At 66.5% G+C, this 19,206-nt stretch carries 16 protein-coding genes; 7 read left to right on the top strand and 9 right to left on the bottom strand.

The window, feature by feature from the left end; translation table 11 throughout:
- Positions 1–80 precede the first annotated feature (80 nt).
- The 6 genes from ACI2KI_RS06210 to ACI2KI_RS06185 all read left to right on the top strand — a co-directional run bounded on the left by ACI2KI_RS06210 (position 81) and on the right by ACI2KI_RS06185 (position 7,882).
- Positions 81–989 carry a cation diffusion facilitator family transporter gene (locus tag ACI2KI_RS06210; RefSeq protein WP_178826559.1) on the top strand — a complete coding sequence of 303 codons (909 nt, stop codon included), beginning with the start codon at positions 81–83 and terminating at the stop codon, positions 987–989.
- Positions 990–1,509: 520 nt separating this feature from the next.
- Entirely contained in the window at positions 1,510–4,137 is a 2,628-nt protein-coding gene (locus ACI2KI_RS06205; RefSeq protein WP_225910413.1) for a TonB-dependent receptor, read from the top strand.
- Positions 4,138–4,218: 81 nt separating this feature from the next.
- On the top strand, positions 4,219–4,929 hold the full coding sequence (locus ACI2KI_RS06200) for a PepSY domain-containing protein (RefSeq protein WP_178826557.1): 711 nt from the start codon (positions 4,219–4,221) through the stop codon (positions 4,927–4,929).
- Positions 4,930–4,939: 10 nt separating this feature from the next.
- Positions 4,940–5,659 carry a PepSY domain-containing protein gene (locus ACI2KI_RS06195; RefSeq protein WP_178826555.1) on the top strand — a complete coding sequence of 240 codons (720 nt, stop codon included), beginning with the start codon at positions 4,940–4,942 and terminating at the stop codon, positions 5,657–5,659.
- 111 nt (positions 5,660–5,770) lie between these two features.
- Positions 5,771–6,496, top strand: coding sequence for a histidine utilization repressor (gene hutC / locus ACI2KI_RS06190; RefSeq protein ID WP_035285203.1), 726 nt, complete (start codon positions 5,771–5,773; stop codon positions 6,494–6,496).
- Positions 6,497–6,655: 159 nt separating this feature from the next.
- Complete coding sequence (locus tag ACI2KI_RS06185) at positions 6,656–7,882, top strand: NAD(P)/FAD-dependent oxidoreductase (protein ID WP_178826553.1); 1,227 nt, start codon at positions 6,656–6,658, stop codon at positions 7,880–7,882.
- 54 nt (positions 7,883–7,936) lie between these two features.
- Here the strand turns inward: ACI2KI_RS06185 and merA are convergent, their stop codons facing one another.
- The 3 genes from merA to ACI2KI_RS06170 form a co-directional block, all read right to left on the bottom strand.
- Positions 7,937–9,313: a mercury(II) reductase gene (merA, locus tag ACI2KI_RS06180; RefSeq protein WP_280523757.1), complete on the bottom strand. Its 1,377-nt coding sequence runs from the start codon at positions 9,311–9,313 to the stop codon at positions 7,937–7,939.
- A gap of 238 nt (positions 9,314–9,551) precedes the next feature.
- Positions 9,552–9,854 (bottom strand): heavy-metal-associated domain-containing protein, encoded by a 303-nt coding sequence (locus ACI2KI_RS06175; RefSeq protein ID WP_223850727.1) that lies wholly within the window; start codon positions 9,852–9,854, stop codon positions 9,552–9,554.
- Positions 9,855–9,873: 19 nt separating this feature from the next.
- Complete coding sequence (locus ACI2KI_RS06170; protein ID WP_003164984.1) at positions 9,874–10,284, bottom strand: mercuric transporter MerT family protein; 411 nt, start codon at positions 10,282–10,284, stop codon at positions 9,874–9,876.
- A gap of 74 nt (positions 10,285–10,358) precedes the next feature.
- Between ACI2KI_RS06170 and ACI2KI_RS06165 the strand changes: the two genes are divergently transcribed.
- Complete coding sequence (locus ACI2KI_RS06165) at positions 10,359–10,802, top strand: helix-turn-helix domain-containing protein (RefSeq protein ID WP_003164983.1); 444 nt, start codon at positions 10,359–10,361, stop codon at positions 10,800–10,802.
- 461 nt (positions 10,803–11,263) lie between these two features.
- On the opposite strand, the gene ACI2KI_RS06160 is transcribed toward ACI2KI_RS06165, so the two are convergent.
- From ACI2KI_RS06160 to ACI2KI_RS06135, 6 genes are all read right to left on the bottom strand, one after another.
- Complete coding sequence (locus ACI2KI_RS06160) at positions 11,264–11,911, bottom strand: hypothetical protein (protein ID WP_003164981.1); 648 nt, start codon at positions 11,909–11,911, stop codon at positions 11,264–11,266.
- A gap of 15 nt (positions 11,912–11,926) precedes the next feature.
- The gene (locus ACI2KI_RS06155) at positions 11,927–12,658 is read right to left on the bottom strand and encodes a HupE/UreJ family protein (protein WP_003164980.1); all 732 of its coding nucleotides are present in this window, start codon (positions 12,656–12,658) and stop codon (positions 11,927–11,929) included.
- Positions 12,659–12,735: 77 nt separating this feature from the next.
- Positions 12,736–15,939 carry an efflux RND transporter permease subunit gene (locus tag ACI2KI_RS06150; protein WP_178826551.1) on the bottom strand — a complete coding sequence of 1,068 codons (3,204 nt, stop codon included), beginning with the start codon at positions 15,937–15,939 and terminating at the stop codon, positions 12,736–12,738.
- 14 nt (positions 15,940–15,953) lie between these two features.
- A complete protein-coding gene (locus ACI2KI_RS06145; RefSeq protein ID WP_046652901.1) occupies positions 15,954–17,216 on the bottom strand; it encodes an efflux RND transporter periplasmic adaptor subunit in 1,263 nt (420 codons plus the stop codon).
- Complete coding sequence (locus tag ACI2KI_RS06140) at positions 17,213–18,511, bottom strand: TolC family protein (protein WP_046652900.1); 1,299 nt, start codon at positions 18,509–18,511, stop codon at positions 17,213–17,215. The genes ACI2KI_RS06145 and ACI2KI_RS06140 overlap by 4 nt, the downstream gene beginning before the upstream one ends.
- 60 nt (positions 18,512–18,571) lie before the next feature.
- Positions 18,572–18,997 carry a hypothetical protein gene (locus ACI2KI_RS06135; protein WP_207826193.1) on the bottom strand — a complete coding sequence of 142 codons (426 nt, stop codon included), beginning with the start codon at positions 18,995–18,997 and terminating at the stop codon, positions 18,572–18,574.
- Positions 18,998–19,206: the final 209 nt, after the last annotated feature.

Raw genomic sequence — 19,206 nt, 5'->3', positions numbered from 1 at the left:
TGATTGTTGCGAGGCGAGGCGTGTTCGCCAATGATCATTTGAGGGCGAAGCTTGGAAGCCCTGACCAGGAGCAGACCGCTATGGCCGAAGGACATGCTCATGGGGCAGGGGCCAGCAGCAAACGCCTGATGTGGGCGCTCGTCCTGACGACGACCTTTCTGATCGCCGAAGTCGTCGGGGCCGTGGTGTTCAAGAGTTTGGCCCTGCTATCGGACGCCGCCCATATGTTCACCGATGTGGCTGCGCTGGCGATCGCGCTGGCGGCGATCAAGATTGGCGAGCGGCCGGCAGACTCCGTGCGGACCTTCGGCTATCGTCGGTTCGAAATCCTCGCCGCCGCCTTCAACGCCGTCCTGTTGTTTCTGGTGGCGGGCTACGTCCTCTATGAAGGCGTTCTGCGCCTTTTCGCGCCCGAACCCGTCGGCTCCGTCGGGATGCTGGTCGTGGCTTCCCTGGGCCTGGTCGTGAACCTGGTGTCGATGCGGCTGCTGGCCTCCGGTGCGAACGCCAGCCTGAATGTGAAGGGGGCCTATCTCGAGGTCTGGGCCGACATGCTGGGTTCCGTCGGGGTGATCGGCGGGGCCGTCCTCATCATGTTGACGGGCTGGGCCTGGATTGATCCGGTGGTCGCGATCGGCATCGGTCTGTGGGTGCTGCCGCGCACCTGGATGCTCTTGAAGAACACCACCCATATCCTGCTGGAAGGCGTGCCCAAGGACCTGTCCTTGGAGGCTGTGCGAGCGACGATCGCCGCCGTGCCGGGGGTGGCCGAGGTCCATGACCTGCACCTTTGGGGCGTCAGCAGCGATGATGTGAACGGCTCCGTTCACCTGGTTCTTGCCGAAGGCTGGGACGCTGAGCGGGTTCGTCGTGCGGTTCTGGCGCAGATGAACGACGTCCATGGCATCGATCACGCCGCCGTCCAGATCGAATCCGGGCCGGCCGGGGAGGGGGAGGCCTTGGGTCACGGGCGTATCGCTCATCCATAGGGTTGAACCGGTCCGTACATCTCAGACCTTGCGGACCCTCGTTCAGGACGCGGGGCAATGACCGACCCGAGCGCTGCGACGTCGACGGCCCGAGTCGCCAGCCTTCCAGAATAATCTCGCGCTCCTGAAATATTTTGAGGGTTCCGGTACGGAAATGCGTATTGGATCTTCCGGCGTCATCTTTGGATTTGTGCGACGCACAATGAGTTCATGCGTCATCATTTGGCGCGTTGGAAAATAGTCACGTCCAACCCACCCTCACCAACGAGGTGACGATTCTGTGTCTATTTTGAGTGGAATGCGTCATCTTTTTGCGCACATCTGTCGAATGCGGGCATGAAACATGACGGTTTGGCGGCATTCATATGTATATACATGACTTGACTCCCCTGACGCCCAACCGGAACGTGGCGATGCAGGACCGGTTCGTCTGGGCCGAAACGCGAGGGGAATGACCATGAACCGCATGAAAAAGAGGCTCTTGTTCGCAGGTGCGGTAATCTCCGCCACCATGTGCGGAATGCCCGCATTCGCGCAGGAAGCCGAGACGACCAACGTCGGCGAAATCGTCGTCACGGGCAGCCGGATCAAGCGCCAGGACATCAGCGGGGTCGGTCCCGCCACGGTCGTCACAGGCGAGGATATCGAGCGTACGGGGATCACGAACGTGGAGGCGCTGCTGCAGCGACTGCCGTCGTCCGCAGGGGCTGCCGGCAATCAGACCAACTCCTATTGGACCGGCAACGGCTACGGCACGGCGCAGGTCAATCTGCGAGGCCTCGGCATCAACCGGACCCTGACGCTGATCAACGGTCGGCGGATCGTCAACGGCGGCACGGGCGCCAACAGCGCTCCGGATCTGAACATGATCCCGACCGCCATTATCGGCCGAATGGACGTGCTGAAGGACGGCGCCTCCGCCATCTACGGCGCCGACGCCGTCGCGGGCGTGGTCAACATCGTCACCATCAACGATTTCGAGGGCCTCAAGCTCTCAAGCAAGTATGGCGTCACGGACGAAGGTGACGGCCAGGACCTCTCCTTCGACCTGTTGTGGGGCATGCGCGGCGACCGCGGCGGGGTCACCGCCGCCCTGACCTATCAGAAGACGGAAGCCGTCAACCTGGCGAGCCGCGCTCCCTGCGGGCTGGGCGAGATCAACGGAAAGCTGGCCTGCGTCGCGAGCGCCACGACGCTCGGGGGCCGGGCCGTGCTTCCCAACGGCCAGCAGATCAACTTCAACCAGATCCCGGGCGGCGACGGGGACTTCTTCGAACCCTACAACGCCGCCAAGCATAACTATAACGGCAACCCCTTCCTCAACGCCGTGTCGCCGATCGAGCGCCTCAGCACGGCCATCCTGGCCGACTACCAGCTGACCGACACCGTCAGCCTGTTCGGCGAAGTCTTCTTCACCCACAGGGAAAGCAACCAGCTCGCAGCGCCAGGGGCCCTGCGGAACCTGAAGATCGCGGCGTCCCATCCGACCAACCCGACGGGTCAGGACATCACCCTCATTGCACGGCGTCTCGCCGAACCGGGGCCGCGTCACTTCTTCCAGGAAACCGACACCTATCGGTTCGTCGGCGGCGCCCGGGGCGCCATCGCCGGCGACTGGACCTGGGAAGCCGCCGTCAACTGGGGACGCAACACCGGCGTCGACGGGATGACCAATATCGCCAACCTTCAACGGGTCGGCGAAACCCTGAACACCGCCGTCTGCAGCAACGCGGCGGGCGCGGCCATCCCCTGCGGTGACTATCTGGGCGCCGGAGACCTCAGCAAGGAGGTGCTCGACTATATCCTCTTCACCTCGCGCGACACCGGGGGGAATGAGCAGCGCAGCGTCACGCTCGACGTCACCGGCACGGTGCTCCAGCTCCCGTCCGGACCGCTCGCCGCCGCGGCGGGTCTCGTCTACCGCGAGGAAAAGGGCTGGCGCGATCCTGACGCCCTCACCGTTCTGGGTATCGCCAACACCAACCAGCAGGACCCCATCGCCGGCTCGACCAAGGCCAAGGAAGCCTATGTCGAACTGTCGGCGCCGCTCCTGTCCGACCTGCCGTTCATCCAAAGGCTCGAGCTCGACGCGGCCGTCCGCTATTCGGACTATGACCTGTTCGGCGGCAACACCACCTACAAGCTGGGCCTGAACTGGAGCGTCGTCGACAGTCTTCGCCTGCGGGCCACCTTCGGCACCGGCTTCCGGATTCCAAGCGTTCCCGAACTGTTCGGCGGCGTTGCAGAGGGCAATCTGACGACGACTGATCCGTGCAGCCGCTACAGCACCAGCGGAAACGCGACGCTGATCGCCAACTGCCAGGCTTCCGGCGTGCCGGCTAACTATGTGCAACTCGGCAACACGGTCCTGACCACGGTCGGCGGCAATCAGAAACTCTCGCCCGAAACGGCCGAGACCCTCACCCTGGGTCTGGTCTGGCAACCCGAGCAGGTCAAAGGCCTGTCCCTGACCGTCGACTATTTCGACATCAAGATCGAAGACGCGATCCGGTCCATCCCGGGGTCCACCAAGCTGGCCATCTGCTACGCCTCGCCGGGCATGAACCACCCCTTCTGCGGCCCGAACAACTTCACCCGCAGTCCCCTGACCGGCGAAGTGAACTTCCTCTCGGCCCAGCCGACCAACGCCGGCCTGGAAACCATGAAGGGCGTCGACATCGGGGCGCGCTACGCCTTTGATCTCGGCGACCGCCGCGCCAGCCTCGACTGGAACACCACCTATCTCGGCGAATATGTCGTGACGCCTTTCCTGGGCGCCGATCCGATCATCTTCGACGGCCATATCGGCGGCGGCAACGGCGGCTATCCCCACTGGCGATCGAACGTCAGCGCCTCGGTTGTCGATGATCGCTGGACGGCGACCTATTCGGTGCAACTGATCGGCAAGGCCACGGACTTCAACGCCGCGCCGGGCGACATCGGCTATGAGACGCCGAACCTCTTCTACCACAACGCCCAGTTCGCCTATCGCCTGGGTGAGAAGGCTGACATCGCCTTCGGCATCGACAACCTCTTCGACAAGAAGGCGCCGTTCATCCAGAGCTGGACCGACGGCAATACCGACACCATGACCTACGACCTGCTTGGCCGTCGCGGCTACGTCCGCCTGACCTATCAGTTCAACTAACCTGCCACTTCCAGAAACACCGGGCGGCCCCCCCATGGCTCCCGCCTGGTGTTTCAACGTCCCCCAAACAGTGAGTATCAAATGGTGCGCTGGCCTTCCGTAGCGCGAAAAGCCCACAAGTGGCTTGCGCTGATCATCGGCGTTCAGGCCCTCTTCTGGGTCGTGAGCGGCCTCTACATGACCGCCGTCCATATCGACATTATCCATGGCGATCATCTGGTGCGGACACCCGTCGCCGAACCGATTTCCATGGGCGGCCTGGTCGATCCTGCGGTCATTCTCAAGACTGCCGGCGGCGCTCAAAGCCTGCGTCTCGACCAGCAGCTGGGACAGCCTGTCTATATCGTCAGCCAGACGAGCGGCCGGTCCCTGTTCGACGCCCGGTCCGGTGAGAAGCTGCCCCTGATCGACGAAGCCGGCGCACGGCGGCGCGCCGAGCAGATCTACGCAGGGGATGGCGGTGTCCGCGAAATGGAGCTGCTGTACGAAATCCCCGGCGAGATCAGGGGGCGTCCAGCGCCGATCTGGCGGGTGCAGTTCGAAGGCCTGTGGCGGCCCACCCTCTATATCTCGCCCCAGACCGGCGAACTCGTGGCCAAGCGTCATGACCTGTGGCGCACGTTCGACTTCGTCTGGATGTTCCACATCATGGACTATGAGACCCGCGACAACGTCAACAACATCCTGCTCAAGGTCGCGACCTGGATGATGGTGGTGACCTCCCTCACCGGGGCCTGGCTCCTGCTCTACAGCTTCCGTCGCAAGCGCCGCGTGCGCAAAGCCGCAGCGTGAGGATCATCAGATGTTTCTAATCCGTAGACTGCACAAATGGTTCGGCCTGGTCCTGGGTCTTCAATTTCTGCTCTGGGCCATCAGCGGCGCCGCCATGGCGCTGATCGATCACCGCAAGGTGGCTGGTGAAGATTCCATCGTCCACTCTACGCCGTCGCCCACGCCCGCTGGGGTGCTGTCGCTGGCTCAGGTCGCCCAGGCGGTGGGCCAGCCGATTTCCCGGATCGAGCTGCGTCCCTTGCAAGACGCCTGGGTTTACGCCGCCACGACGCCCAGCGGCGTCCAACTGGTCGACCCCGTGGACGGTCGCCGCATCGTCATCGACGACGCCCGCGCCAAGACGCTGGCCGTCGCAGCCTTCAACGGCACAGCGCCGGTGACCTCCGTGGCTCTGGTCGAGAAGCCGACGCTGGAGACGCGAGATTTCGCGCTTCCGGCCTGGCGGGTCGAGTTCGCGGACAAGGAGAAGACGACCCTGATCCTGAACGCCGTCACCGGCGAGGTCGCGGGCGCCAAGACCAACACCTGGCGGCTCTGGGACTTCTTCTGGATGATCCACATCATGGACTACACGGATCGCCAGAGTTTCAACCATCCGCTGATCATCATCATCGCCACCGGGTGTCTGTGGTTGGCCCTGAGCGGTTTCATCATGTTGTTCAGCGCCTTCCGACGCCAGGATTTCGCCTATATCCATGACGGGATCGAATGGCTGCAGCGCCGCCGTTGAGACTGCGCCGGGGCGTTCTGCGCCCCGGCGCCTTCCTGTTGGATTGGCGGCCAATGCGGGCCAAGCTGAAGCTTGGCCCGATTAACGGACATGACGGGGAGGAACGACTCCATGGATCTCACGCTCCACCGACGCATCCGCTCCGACATCGCCGACCGCATCCTGTCGGGCGAATGGTCGCCCGGGTTCCGCATCCCCTTCGAGCATGAGCTGATGGAGGAGTATGGTTGTTCGCGCATGACCGTGAACAAGGCCCTCGCGCCGCTGGCGGAACGGGGCATGATCATACGCCGTCGACGCTTCGGGTCCTTTGTGGCGCGGCCGCGGATACATTCCTTCGTGCTGGATATCCCGGACATACAGGCCGAGATTCTCAATCGCGGCGAACCCTATGATTTCGAACTCCTGTCCCGGAAGGTCCGGGCCGCGCACAAGCGGGACGCGGAAGAACTTGCACTCGCCGCATCCGGCGAGGTGATCGAGTTGCGCTGCCTCCACCGCAGCAGCGGTCGTCCTTTCGCGCTCGAGGAACGGTTGATCAGCCTGGCCTCCGTGCCCCAGGCCCGGGACGCCGATTTTACCCAGGGTCCGCCCGGCACATGGCTGCTGGAGCGCGTTCCCTGGACGGAAGCCGAGCACAGAATCCGAGCCGTGAACGTGTCCCGCGCAACCGCGCTGACCCTAGGGATCGATCCTGCTGCGGCCTGCCTTTCCCTCGAACGCCGGACGTGGCGGCGAGCGGAGCGCATCACCTTCGTTCGACTGACCTTTCCAGGGGAAGCCTATGATCTCGGAGCGCGGTTCGCGCCCTCGGACCCTGCAGAGGCTTCGGACTAGGACGCCGACCCGGGCTCGACCGAGCCCTGGGCCTCTTGTTCCAGGAGATGGCGGCCCTGGCGGACGGACGGCGCGAGGCGGAGCCCTGCGCCATTTACAAAATTCGCTGCGACGGACGTCGCTTCTGACGAAAATGTGGAATCAGGAAGCAGGGGCTCAATGTCTGCAAACTCGACCAGGGTTCTGATTATCGGCGCGGGACACGCGGGGGGCTCGGCGGCGGCGCTGCTGAGGCAGTATGGCTTTGCGGGCGAGATCGTCCTGGCGGGCGAGGAGGCGGCGGCGCCCTATCAGCGACCGCCCTTGTCCAAGGCCTGGCTGAAGGGGGAGGCGGGTCTGGAGGACCTGCTGCTGCGCCCCGAGAGCTTCTACGCCGAGCAGCAGATCGACCTGCGCACCGGCGTCACCGCGACCGCCATCGACGCGGGAGCCAAGGCGGTGACCTTCGCTGACGGCGTGGTCGAAGCCTACGACGTGCTGATCCTGGCCACGGGCTCGATGGCGCGCAAGCTGGCCATCCCCGGAGCCGACCGCCCCGACCTCATGGAACTGCGCACGCTGAACGACGCCGAACGACTGAAATCTGCGCTCGCCCCCGGCAAGCGTCTGGCCGTGGTCGGCGGCGGCTATGTCGGGCTGGAGGCGGCAGCCTCGGCCCGCGCCCTCGGCGCCGAGGCGGTGGTGATCGAGCGCATGGACCGGGTGCTGGCGCGCGTGGCGTCGGAAACCCTGTCCGCCTTCTTCACCGACTATCACCGGGCGCGCGGCGTCGAGATTCTGACCGGCGCCGAGGTGTCGGGCTTTGAGGGCGGCGGCGTTCGCCCCGAAGGCGTCCGGCTGGCGGACGGAACCCTGATCGCTGCGGACGCGGTTCTGGTCGGCGTCGGCGCCCTGGCGCGCGAAGCCCTGGCGCGAACGGCGGGTCTGCCTTGTGAGAACGGCGTGGTCGTGGATGAGAACGCCCGCACGGCGGATCCCTCAATCTACGCCATCGGCGACGTCACCCATCGGCCCATCCCGGTCCACGGCGGGCGGATGCATCGGCTGGAAAGCGTTCCGAACTCCCTGGAACAGGCCAAGCAGGCCGCCGCCGCCATCGTCGGCCGAGCGCCCCCGGCGGCCGAAGTGCCCTGGTTCTGGTCGGACCAGTATGACGTCAAGCTTCAGATCGCCGGCCTTCCGTTTGACGCCGACCATCAGGTGGTGCGTGGCGATCCGGCCAGCGGCGCTTTCGCCGTCTTCCACCTGAATGGCGACCGCATCGTTTGCGTCGAAGCGGTCAACGCCCCGGCCGATTTCATGGGCGGACGGCTGCTGATCGGCAAGGCGACGCCAGTGGATCCGGTCCTGCTGGCGGACCCCTCTGTTTCGATGAAGAGCGTCTGATCCGGCGCGCAGCAGCCGATAGCCGTCGCAGCGGGAAGCATCGCGTCTTGGCCCTCAACCGGCGCAGCAAGAGAGTTTGGCGACGTCCTTGTTGAACGTCAGCGCCGCCAGTTTCAGGCCCTCGACGGTCGTGAGATAGGGGAAGATCGTGTCGCCCAACTGCTCCACCGTCATTCCGCACTTGATGGCCACCGCTGCGGTCTGGATGCTGTCGGCCCCTTCCGGAGCAAGAATGTGCGCGCCGAGGAGCCGCCGCGTGCCGCGATCCGCCACCAGCTTGATGAGCCCGCGCGTGTCTCTGGCCGCGAGCGCGCGCGGGACGTGATCCAGGGTGATCATCGAGGTTTGGACATCATGCCCGGCCGCCCGTGCGGCGGCTTCCGTGAGCCCGACTGTCGCCACCTGGGGATCGGTGAACACGACCGCCGGCATGGCGCTGTTGTCGTAGGACAGACTGTCGCCGTTGAGCGCGTTTCGAGCAGCGAGCCTGGCACCGTAGGCCGCCATATAGACGAACTGGTCACGCCCGGTGACGTCACCGACGGCGTAGACGCCGGGGCGGGTCGTGCGCATCCGGTCGTCCACGACGATTCCTCCGTTTTCGGAGACGCTGACCCCCGACTCGGCAAGACCCAGGCCGTCCGAGTTGGCGATCCGGCCTGTCGTCATGAGCACGCGCTCGGCGGTGAGCACCCTCCGGCTGTCGCCCTGCGTAAGGGTGAGCGACACGTCCGTTTCCGAATGGGCGATAGCCTCGTAGGTCGCCCCGACAACCACGGTGACGCCCTCGTCTGAGAGGTAGCGTTGCAGCGCCTCGCTGATCTCGGGTTCACCTTCCGGCAACAGACGTGACCGGCACACGAGCGTGACCTGCACGCCGGCCCGGCTGAACATCTGAGCCAATTCCGCGCCTATGTATCCACCACCGATCACCAGCAAGGACTGCGGCAGCGCCTCCAGTTCGAGCGCGGTCGTGCTGGTCAGATAGGGGACAGTGTCGATCCCAGCGATCGCCGGAATCGCCGGTCGCGATCCCGTCGCGATGATCACCTTGTCGGTGGTGAGCCGGACATCGCCGACCTCCACGCCGCCCAAGACGAGCCTGGCTGCGCCTTCGTGGTAGGCGATGGCGTCGTAGCCTTGCAGGACATCTTCGTATTTGGCCTGACGCAGAGCGTTCACCAGTTGGTCCTTCTGGCGGATCACCTCGGACCAGGCGCTGATTTCAGCAGTGGCTCTCACGCCGTCGAAACGGCTTGCGGCCCGCGCCTGGTGCAGGGGCTCCACCGCGCGGATCAACGCTTTCGACGGCACGCAGCCTATGTTCACGCAGGTCCCGCCAATCGTTCCGGCGCCGACGAGCGCTACCCGCGCTCCCTCTTCGGCTGCCGTAATGGCGGCGGAGAAGCCGGCTGAGCCAGCGCCGATCACGACCAGATCATAGGTCTCTGCGGCGTTCCGGGAGAGAGGGCGACAGTCACTCATACTGCTCGGTGCTTTCAAATCTTGTGTCCGCCGTTGGGCGGGCGGCCTGCAACCGGACAGGCCTGGCGGCCCGCTACGGCGCGACGGCAGGGAAGGCCGGAACGGGTGGGCTCGTCAGGAAGTAGAACTGCATGGCGCCGCCGATGTTCGTGCCGATGACGCCCACTAGCGAAACCTGGTTCCGCTAGTGGCTGGCCCGAACACGCGCGGGATAGCCGGCGTTGGTCGAGGCCTGAGCCAGGACTGTCGGCGTCACTCGCACGTCGTCGTAGGTCACGGTCGCCACGGCCCGTCCGGCGTCGCCAGGGTTCACGGATACAGCCGTAACGCCCGGAACCCGCGAGATAGCGCGTCGAACGATAGGGGCGCACGTCACACAGGACACATTGGTGACATCCAGCGTCACCGTGCGTTCGGCCGCCTGCGCCGTTTCGGCAGTGAAAAGCGCCGCTGCAACTGCAAGGGCGGCGCGGATGGAAAGGGTCATGGCCTTGATCTCCAGGAACTCACGCGCCGAGTAGCAGCGGCGCAACATAGGGAAATGCGACGGCGATGGCGACGAGCACGGACGCCGCCCAAAGCGCGATCTTGACAAGGCGGGTGGAGCCCGGTCGAGCGCAGGTCTCGCCTTCGGCGCAGGCGGTGCGAGGACGACGATAGACGCGGAAGAATCCGACACCCAGGAAAGCCACCGCCGCAACGATGAAATAGGGTTGATAGGGCGCGAGGACCGTGACGTTGCCGATCCAGGCCCCGCTGACGCCGAGCGCGAACAACACCAGCGGCAGAACACAGCAGGACGACGCGCCGATCGCGGCAGCAAGGCCTGCAACCGCCAGCCACGCACGGCTGGACGACTTGTCGGCTGGGGCCGCGGCGTTTCCGTTGGGGTTCTCGATGCCGTCCGAGGCGGCCATTGCCCACTCCTTCTCTTGGTGATGAAGGCAAGATAGGGTCTGTAGCGACTACAGATACAAGGGCTTTATCTTCGATGGACAAATTCGCCCTGCGTGACACGACGCCGCAGTTCGCGATCGGCGTGCTGTCGCGCCGAACCGGCGTCAACATCGAGACCGTCCGCTACTATGAGCGGATCGGCTTGATCCCTGCGCCGGCTCGCAGCGACGGGGGGCACCGCCTCTACGGCGGGGGGCACCTCCTTCGGTTAAACTTCGTTCGGCGGGCTCGTGATCTCGGTTTCACGCTGAATGAGGTTCGAGCCCTGCTGGACTTGGCGGAACAGCGGGATCGACCCTGTACCGAGGTCCGCGAAGTGGCCGCCGTGCACCTGACTGATGTGCGCTCCAAGATCGTCAGCTTGCGGGCGATGGAGCGGGTTCTTTCCGACATGGTGGCCCGTTGCGCCGAAGGCTCGACGCCGGACTGCCCCATCATCGAGGCGCTGTTCGACACCGAAGCGGTGCACCCCGTTTGATGGGTTGCGAAATTTAAGTCGATGATTTCTACGCCGTCATAGGGTGTGGGTGGTGGCCGTCCTTCTGGCCTTCAGGAGCTACAACAACCTCGGCGACCTCGGTCGGCTTCGTCATATCGGCCTGTTTGTCGTCAGCGCCACCTTGCCGGCCCTCAGCCAGACGCGCGCGCCCCTTCCTCCGGCGGTTGACCGACGGCGTTGGTCTCTTCGCCCTGGCGCCGTGTCTGCGCGGACTGCTGGCGATCAGCCTGGCTGCTGCGGCGGGCGGGGCGATCCGCACCTGCAGGATCACGTGCAGGACAAGGGGACGGATGAGACTACGCATGCCGATCCCTATGTGATCGACGAGCGACACAGGCGCTGGCCGTGGTCCAGGCGGTGAGGCCGCTCGCTCTCCTGTCTCTGTCATTGACCGGCGGCGGAACCGCCGGCCGACGACGAAGGCGTGAACCCCCTGTGGATCAGACGACGCGTTTCACTTCGGTGTAGGCACCTTCGGTCTTGAGGGTGACTGTCACGGGTGCGCCCGTGCGATTGCGCCAGAACCAGCCGTGACTGCCGGTGAAGGCCGCCGTCAGTTCGCCGGTTTCGCTCTGGGACGAGCCCTTGCCGTAGCCGTGGTAGGAGACGCCGGGGCGATCCGCGTGGGTGTCGAAGTTCAGGCGTCCGCCGCTGCTCGTCCAGGTGAAGCGGGCCTTGGCGCCCTCCGTCATGACCAGTTTGATTTCGGCGCCCTGGTCGGGCGCCAGGGTCAGTATGGTTTCATCGGTGCGCTGGCCGGAGGCGGCGTCGGGCGCCGGGCTGGCGGCCGCGGATTGGGCGACCGCAGCGACGACGACGGGCGCTGGACTCGCCTCGATCGGAGCCGCGGCTGCAGCGGCGTCCATCGCCTCGTCCGCCTTGGCTTCCGCAGCCAGGGAGACCTTGATCCGGCCCATCTCGGTCAGGCCGAAGACCGTTCCCACCCGGGTCGGATCGACGCCGTACTCGGACGGCAGGACGACAGTGACGAGCAGGCCGGCGGCGACGACGGCGGCGATGCCGGTCGAGCGGAGCAACTGACCCGTGGTGGGCAGGTCGGACAGGCGGGGTTTGTCAGCGTTGTACATGGTTCAGGTCTCCGGTCAGGCGACGAAATAGCCGACGAGCTGGTAGCCCGTCAGAATGAAGCCGAGGGTCATGAGGACGACGTTGGCGAGATAGGCGTGTTTGAAAAAGCTCTCGCTGCGGCGCCAGAAACCCATGACGATGAGGATGGCGCCGAGCGCCAGAAGCTGGCCGATCTCCACGCCGATGTTGAAGGCGACGAGATTGACCAACAGGCCGTCGGGGGACAGCTGGAAGTCCTGCAGCTTGGTGGCCAGGCCGAAGCCGTGGAACAGGCCGAACACCAGGGTGGCGACCTTGGTGTTGGGCTGGAAGCCGAACCAGCGCTGGAAGGCGCCCAGGTTGTCGAGCGCCTTGTAGACGACCGACAGGCCGATGATCGCATCCACCAGGTAGCTGGAGACGCTGATGTTGGTCAGCACGCCGAGCAGCAGGGTCGTGGAGTGACCGATGGCGAACATGGTCACGTAGATGCTGATGTCTTTCAGCCGGTAGAGGAAGAAGATCACCCCGAACAGGAACAGCAGGTGGTCGTACCCGGTCACCATGTGCTTGGCGCCGAGATAGACGAACGGCCAGAAGACGATCCCGGAGGTTTCCTGGATATAGCCCTTGTCGCCCTCGGCCACGCCGTGGGCGAGCGCCTGGGCGGCGGCGCCGTCGATGATGAAGAAGATGAGGACGGCCAGAAGCGCCGTCGCTGGGGATTTCAGCCAGGACCAGGGGTCGTGGCGGGACGCGATTGTCATGTGAATCCTCTTGGGCGGAAATCGAGTGTGCGGGAGGAAGGGGGCGGCGCGGCCGAAGCCGCGCCGCCCGGACGCCCTCAGGGCCGGCGGCTGAAAGGCAGGAAGCGCCGGGGATCGAAGCGGGCCAGGCCGCCGGGTGCAGCGCCCGTGGTCCCGTCAGGCTTCGATCGCCCGTGCACCAGGCTGTAGAGGGCTGGCAGCACGAGCAGGGTGAGCAGGGTTGAGGAGATGATCCCCCCGATCACGACCGTGGCCAGCGGGCGCTGGACCTCGGCGCCGGCCCCGACGTTGAGCGCCATGGGCACGAAGCCGAGGCTGGCGACCAGGGCGGTCATCAGCACCGGCCGCAGCCGGGTCAGGGCGCCTTCGCGAAGGGCCTCGCCCAGGGGTTTGCCCTCGGCGATCAGGCTGCGGATGAAGGTGACCATGACCACCCCGTTCAGCACCGCCACCCCCGAGAGGGCGATGAAGCCGACGCCGGCGGAGATCGACAGCGGCAGGCCTCTGAGCATCAGGGCCGCGACCCCGCCGGTGAGCGCCAGGGGCACGCCGGAGAAGACGATGGCGCTGTCCTTGACCGAACGGAACAGGGCGAACAGCAGGCCGAAGATCAGCAGCAGCACCGCCGGCACCACCAGTTGGAGCCGTTTGGCCGCCGAGATCAGCTGTTCGAACGTACCGCCGTAGGTGACCCAGTAGCCGGCAGGGACGACCACGTCGGCTTCGATCCGCTTCTGCACCTCGCCGACGAAGGAGCCCAGATCGCGGTCGCGGACATTGGCTGTCACCACGATGCGGCGCTTGCCGTTTTCGCGGCTGATCTGGTTCGGCCCCTTGACGAGTTCGATCACGGCGACCTCGCTCAGGGGAATGAACCGGCGCGCCTGGCCCTCGGCGGCCGGCAGGGGAATCTGCAGGCGGCCGATGGCGTTGACGTCCGAGCGCAGGTCTTCCGGCAGGCGGACCACCACGTCGAAGCGACGGTCGCCCTCGAAGATCTGGCCCGCGGTCGTGCCGCCCATGGAGGTCGAGATGACCGACTGGACGTCGTCGAGGCTCAGGCCCAGGCGCGCCATGGCGGTGCGATCAGGCGTGATCTGCAGCACCGGCAGGCCGGTGATCTGCTCGGTCTGGGGATCGGCCGATCCCTCGACTGAAGCGACGACGGCCTCGACCTCGGCGCCCAGCCGCAGGAGTTCGTCCAGATCGTCGCCATAGATCTTGACGGCGACGTCGGCGCGAACGCCGGACAGCAGTTCGTTGAACCGCATCTGGATGGGCTGGGTGAACTCGTATTTGCTGCCGGGAATCTCGCTGACGGCGGCTTCCATCTCCGCGACCAGGTCCCCGCGCGACTTGCGGGGATCAGGCCAGTCCCTGCGGTCCTTCAGCATGATGAAAGTGTCGGCGACCGACGGCGGAACGGGATCGGTGGCGACTTCGGCGGTGCCGATCTTGGCCACGACCCGCTCGACCTCGGGGAATTTCGCCAGACGGGCCTCCAGCGCGGTCTGCATCTGGACGGCCTGGGTCAGGCTGGTGCCCGGAATGCGCAGGGCGTGCATGGCGATGTCGCCTTCGTCGAGATTGGGCACGAACTCCGAGCCCATTCTTGAAGCGCCGAAGCCGGCGATGACGACGAGGACTACGGCCAGCCCCACCATCAGCCTGCGGCTCCTGAGGGCGAAGTCGAGCGCGGGCTGATAGCCGATCCGCGCCCAGCGCATGAGGAAGCTGTCCTTCTCCTCCACCTTGCCCGTGACGAACATGGCGACGGCGGCGGGAACAAAGGTCAGGGACAGCAGCAGGGCCGCCGTCAGGGCGATGACCACGGTGATGGCCATCGGATGGAAGGTTTTGCCCTCGACCCCGGTCAGGGCGAAGATCGGCACATAGACGAGGGTGATGATCATCACCCCGAACAGGGAGGGGCGGATCACTTCGCTGGAGGCGGAGCCCGCCAGTTCGAACCTTTCCTCTCGGGTCAGGATGCGCCCCAGACGATGCTGGGCCTCACCAAAGCGACGCAGGCAGTTCTCGACGATGATGACGGCGCCGTCGACGATCAGGCCGAAGTCCAGCGCCCCCAGGCTCATCAGATTGCCCGAGGTGCCGGTGCGCACCATGCCCGTGATCGTCATCAGCATGGTGATGGGGATGACCGCCGCCGTGATCAGGGCGGCGCGGATGTTTCCGAGCAGGAGGAAGAGGACGACGATGACGAGCAGGGCGCCTTCGACCAGGTTCTTCTCGACCGTCTTGACGGCCCGCTCGACGAGGTCGGTCCGGTCATAGACCGGCGACGCCTTCACCCCCTTGGGCAGGGCCTTGGCGGCTTCCTCCAGGCTGGCCGCGGCGGCCTGGGCCACGACGCGGCTGTTCTCGCCCGCCAGCATCAGGACGGTGGCCAGCACCGTCTCCTTGCCGTTCTCGGTCGCGGCCCCCGTCCGTAGCTCCTCGCCCATGTCGACGTCCGCGACGTCGGCGACGCGGATCGGCACGCCGCCGCGCGTAGCGATGACCACGGCGCCGAGATCCTCGCGGCTGGTCGCCTGGCCCGGCACCCGGATCAGATACTGTTCGCCGTAGCGTTCGACATAGCCCGCGCCGACGTTGGCGTTGTTCTTCTCCAGCGCCTCGACGATCTCGGCCATGGTCACGCCATAGGCGGACAACCGCTCTGGTCGCGGGGTGACGTGGTACTGCCGCTCATAGCCGCCGATGGTGTTGACCTCGGTGACCCCACGGGTGTTGCGAAGCTGGGGCCGGATGACCCAATCCTGCAGGGTGCGCAGGTCCTCGGTCGAATAGGGCTGGCCGTCGGGCCTCCGGGTGCCGGGCTCGGCTTCGACCGTATACATGAAGATCTCGCCCAGCCCCGTGGCGATGGGACCCAGCTCCGGTGTGATCCCCGGCGGAAGCTGGCCGAGCGCGCCTTGCAGCCGTTCGTTCACCAGCTGGCGAGCGAAATAGATGTCGGTGCCGTCGTCGAAGATGACGGTCACCTGGCTCAGGCCGTAGCGCGAGACCGAGCGGGTGTATTGCAGTCCCGGCACGCCGGCGACGGCCGTCTCGACGGGGAAGGTGATGCGTTGTTCGGCTTCCAGCGGGGAATAGCCCGGCGCCTCCGTATTGATCTGGATCTGGACGTTGGTGATGTCGGGGGTGGCGTCGATCGGCAGGCGCTGGAAACTCCAGACGCCGACGACGCAGGCCGTGAGGACCAGCCCCATGACGAGCCATCGGAAGCGGATCGACAGGGCGATGATGCGATCAAGCATGATGCGCGCGCCCCCTAGTGGTCATGGCTCGCGCCGGACTTTTCGATGTCCGCGCGAATGAGGAAGGCGCCGTCGACGACATATTCGGTCCCGGGCTCCAGGCCGCCGAGGACCTCGGTCCATTCGTCGGTGCGGCGGCCCAGTTCGAGCATCCTCACCTCATAGGTGTTTCCGACCCTGGCGTAGACGACGGTGAAGTCACGGAAGGGCTGGAGGGCTTTGGTCCGCACCGCGAGCGGCGCCTCGCCTTCGCCGACCTGGACCGATCCCTGGACGCCCAGACCCGGACGCCAGACGCCGTTCTGATAGGGCAGCTCGACATGGGCGACCAGGGTCTGGCTCAGGACGTCATCCGACGGCAGGATGGCTTCGATCACGCCGCTGGCCCGGTGTTCGCCGGCCAGGCTCGTCACCTCCACCCTCTGGCCGACACGCACGCGTTCGGCGTCGCGCGGATAGAGGAAGAACTCGGCGTGAAGCCGGGTCGGATCGCCGATGACCAGCATGGGCGCGCCGTTGCCGGTGATGGCGCCGGGGTTGGCGTTCTTGGCCAGGATGACGCCGGAGATCGGCGCCGTGACGGCGTAGGTCTGCAGGCTTTCGCTGGATTCCACGCGCGCCAGGACCTGGCCGCGCGTGACGCGTTGGCCGAGCTGGACGTTCATGGCCACGACCCGACCGGGGTAGCGGGCGTGGACCTCGCTCTGGCCTTCCGGCGTGATCTCGACGCGCCCGCTGAGCGGCAGGCTTTCCCCGAGGACGGCGGGGCCGGCCGTCTGGGTCGTGACCCCGCCGGCCTGGGCGGCCGTCGGGGTGATGACCGTGCGGCCTTCATAGGACTGATAGGTCCAGGTCGAGCGCTTGGCGGCCTGGGTCGCGTTCACGGCCACGTCGAAGGAGTGGGGCTCGAACACGACGCCGGGGCTGGCGAGATAGTCCTTTTCCGGGGTGAACTGGAAACGGTCGACCTTGGGGCCCAGGCGGGTGAGCGCGATGTCGGCCGACACAAGGGCGGGATCGAGGGGCTTGTCCTTGAGGTAGGGGTAGAGGCGGAACAGGGGCTCGGGACCTTCCTCATAGATGGTGATCTCGAGCGAGAAGTCGCCGTCGCGCAGCAGGCGGCCGTTGTGGGGGCCGCGTTCATAGTCGGCGGCGGCGGCCGCTTCGGCCTCGCCGCCCTCGGCCGGCTTGGCGCGCTCGCCGCAGCTGGAGAGGGCCAGGGCGCAGGCGGCCATGGCCGCCCCGCCGAGAAGGCGGGCGGAGATGGAGCGGATCATGGTTGGATCTCCGGGCCGATCAGATCGGCATGGGCGCCGGTCAGCCGGTCAAGGCGGGCGCGATCAAGATGGAAGGCCTGAAGCGCCGTCACGCGGCGCGCCCGGGTCTGCAACAGGGCCGTGTGGGCGCTCATGACGTCGTTGTAGGTGAAGCCGCCGCGCGCGAAGCCGTCCCGGACCAGGGTCACGGCGCGTTGCGCTTGCGGCAGGGTTTCCTCGGCGATGCGTCGGGCTTCGTTCGCCCGCGCCAGCAGTTGGACCTGCAGGCGGGCGATCTCGCGTTCGCGGTCGATGCGCAAGGCGTTCATGTCCGCCTGAGCGGCATGGCCTTCGGCGCGCGCGCGGTCGATGGCGCCCTGGTTTCGATCATAACGCTGCAGGGGGATCGATCCGCCGACGACGAGGGCGACCTCGCTGTCCCAGATGTGCCGGACGCCGACGCTGACCGTGGGGTCGGGAACAGCGCGCGCCTCCTCGACGCGGGCGCGGCCCTCGGCGATGGAACGCTGGGCCGCGAAGACGTCCAGATCGGCCTGGGCGGGCGCGCCCGCCGCGACGCGGGCGGCGCTGACGTCCTCGAACGCGGCGGCGCCGATGACGAAATCTGCGCCGCCGTCCCAGAACTTGGCCAGGGTGATGCGGGCCATGCGCACCGTGATCTCGGCCTGGTCGAAGTCGATCTGGGCCTGGGCCAGTTCGGCTTCGGCGCGGGCTCCGGCGAACAGCGGGTCACGCGCAGCTTTCACCCGGCGTTGCACTTCCGTCTGGAAGCGCTCGGCCAGGACGAGCCGTTCGCGGGCGATCTCCAGCTGGGCTTCGGCCGTCAGGACTTCGGACCAGTTGCGCTGGACCCGTTCAAGCCGGTCCAATTGGGCCACGCGGGCCTGGGCGGCGACGAGACCGGTTTCTCCGCGCGCCAGCGTCACCCGGGCGGAACGGTCTCCGCCTCTCTCCAGGCGCTGCTCATAGGAGAGGGTCGTCTCGGTTCGGCCGAGAATGTCTCCTCCGCCGAACGTGGGGAGGTTCTCGACCATCAGGCCGACGACAGGGTTCGGGCGAGCGTCAGCCTGCCGCACGCCGGCTTGCGCCGCCTCTGTGCGAGCGGCGGTTCCGGCCAGGGCGGGATCGGCCCCGACGGCGCGGCGTAGGGCCTCTTCCAGAGGAAGGGGGCGGGCAGGGGCGGTCGCGGGCGTCGCCTGGGCGAGCGCCTCGACGGGCGGCCAGGCCGCCGCGAGTGTGAGCGCGAGGGCCGAAACGGCCGCACGACGCGCCCACGATCCGGCGGGGCCGGACATGGGATGTCTCAAGGATAGTCTCCAGAACAGGGGCGCGCGCGGCCGAGCGGCCGCGCAGGATCAGGCGATCAGGCGCGCGTGTCTTGGAGGGCGTGAAGGGCCGTCGCCGGTGAGGCCGGGCGGCAGGGCGTGAGGCGAAGGCCCCAGGTCGACGGCGGCCATGAGGCCGGATCCGGCGGGATGCGCCGGGCTGGTCAAGGCGAGGTGGATATCGCCGCCGCCGTTGTGGTGATGATTATAGGGGGCGTCCTGGCCATTATCGGCGGCGTCGAGAGACGCGTCGCTTCCCGGCGTTTCACCGGCCTGGACCTGATCGGGGTGATGATCGTGGTCGTGGGCCACGTCCGCCATGGCCTCATAGGACACGCCGGGGAACTGTGTGCCGTGTTGGACGCGGTGCTGGTTGTTGAGCACCCCATGCATCTGCACCGCGACCATGATGGTCACGCCGAGATAGATGCAAAGGAGGCGGATCAGTCGCGGCAAGTTGAAAATTCCCAGATCAAATTCCGTTAGGGGAAAATCGTATCCCGCGCAACGGACTGATGGTCGCTGGGGCGGAGGGCGGCGCGGCCATCGTCACGCTTCGGCCCGTGGGGGGGGGGGGGGCCCCCCCCCCCCCCCCCCACCGCCCCCCCCCCCCCCCCCCCCCCCCCCGCCCCCCCCCCCCCCCCGAGGGTGTGAGACAAAAACCC

Source organism: Brevundimonas sp. NPDC046655, assembly GCF_044901625.1.
Classification (GTDB): Bacteria; Pseudomonadota; Alphaproteobacteria; order Caulobacterales; family Caulobacteraceae; genus Brevundimonas.
This window is presented reverse-complemented; position numbering and strand designations above follow the sequence as displayed.

Bases quoted from the DNA above. Each gene is read 5' to 3' on its own strand.
- ACI2KI_RS06210 (WP_178826559.1), top strand. From the start codon at position 81: ATGGCCGAAGGACATGCTCATGGGGCAGGGGCCAGCAGCAAACGCCTG.
- ACI2KI_RS06205 (WP_225910413.1), top strand. From the start codon at position 1,510: ATGCCCGCATTCGCGCAGGAAGCCGAGACGACCAACGTCGGCGAAATC.
- ACI2KI_RS06200 (WP_178826557.1), top strand. From the start codon at position 4,219: ATGGTGCGCTGGCCTTCCGTAGCGCGAAAAGCCCACAAGTGGCTTGCG.
- ACI2KI_RS06195 (WP_178826555.1), top strand. From the start codon at position 4,940: ATGTTTCTAATCCGTAGACTGCACAAATGGTTCGGCCTGGTCCTGGGT.
- hutC (WP_035285203.1), top strand. From the start codon at position 5,771: ATGGATCTCACGCTCCACCGACGCATCCGCTCCGACATCGCCGACCGC.
- ACI2KI_RS06185 (WP_178826553.1), top strand. From the start codon at position 6,656: ATGTCTGCAAACTCGACCAGGGTTCTGATTATCGGCGCGGGACACGCG.
- ACI2KI_RS06175 (WP_223850727.1), bottom strand. From the start codon at position 9,854: ATGACCCTTTCCATCCGCGCCGCCCTTGCAGTTGCAGCGGCGCTTTTC.
- ACI2KI_RS06170 (WP_003164984.1), bottom strand. From the start codon at position 10,284: ATGGCCGCCTCGGACGGCATCGAGAACCCCAACGGAAACGCCGCGGCC.
- ACI2KI_RS06165 (WP_003164983.1), top strand. From the start codon at position 10,359: ATGGACAAATTCGCCCTGCGTGACACGACGCCGCAGTTCGCGATCGGC.
- ACI2KI_RS06160 (WP_003164981.1), bottom strand. From the start codon at position 11,911: ATGTACAACGCTGACAAACCCCGCCTGTCCGACCTGCCCACCACGGGT.
- ACI2KI_RS06155 (WP_003164980.1), bottom strand. From the start codon at position 12,658: ATGACAATCGCGTCCCGCCACGACCCCTGGTCCTGGCTGAAATCCCCA.
- ACI2KI_RS06150 (WP_178826551.1), bottom strand. From the start codon at position 15,939: ATGCTTGATCGCATCATCGCCCTGTCGATCCGCTTCCGATGGCTCGTC.
- ACI2KI_RS06145 (WP_046652901.1), bottom strand. From the start codon at position 17,216: ATGATCCGCTCCATCTCCGCCCGCCTTCTCGGCGGGGCGGCCATGGCC.
- ACI2KI_RS06140 (WP_046652900.1), bottom strand. From the start codon at position 18,511: ATGTCCGGCCCCGCCGGATCGTGGGCGCGTCGTGCGGCCGTTTCGGCC.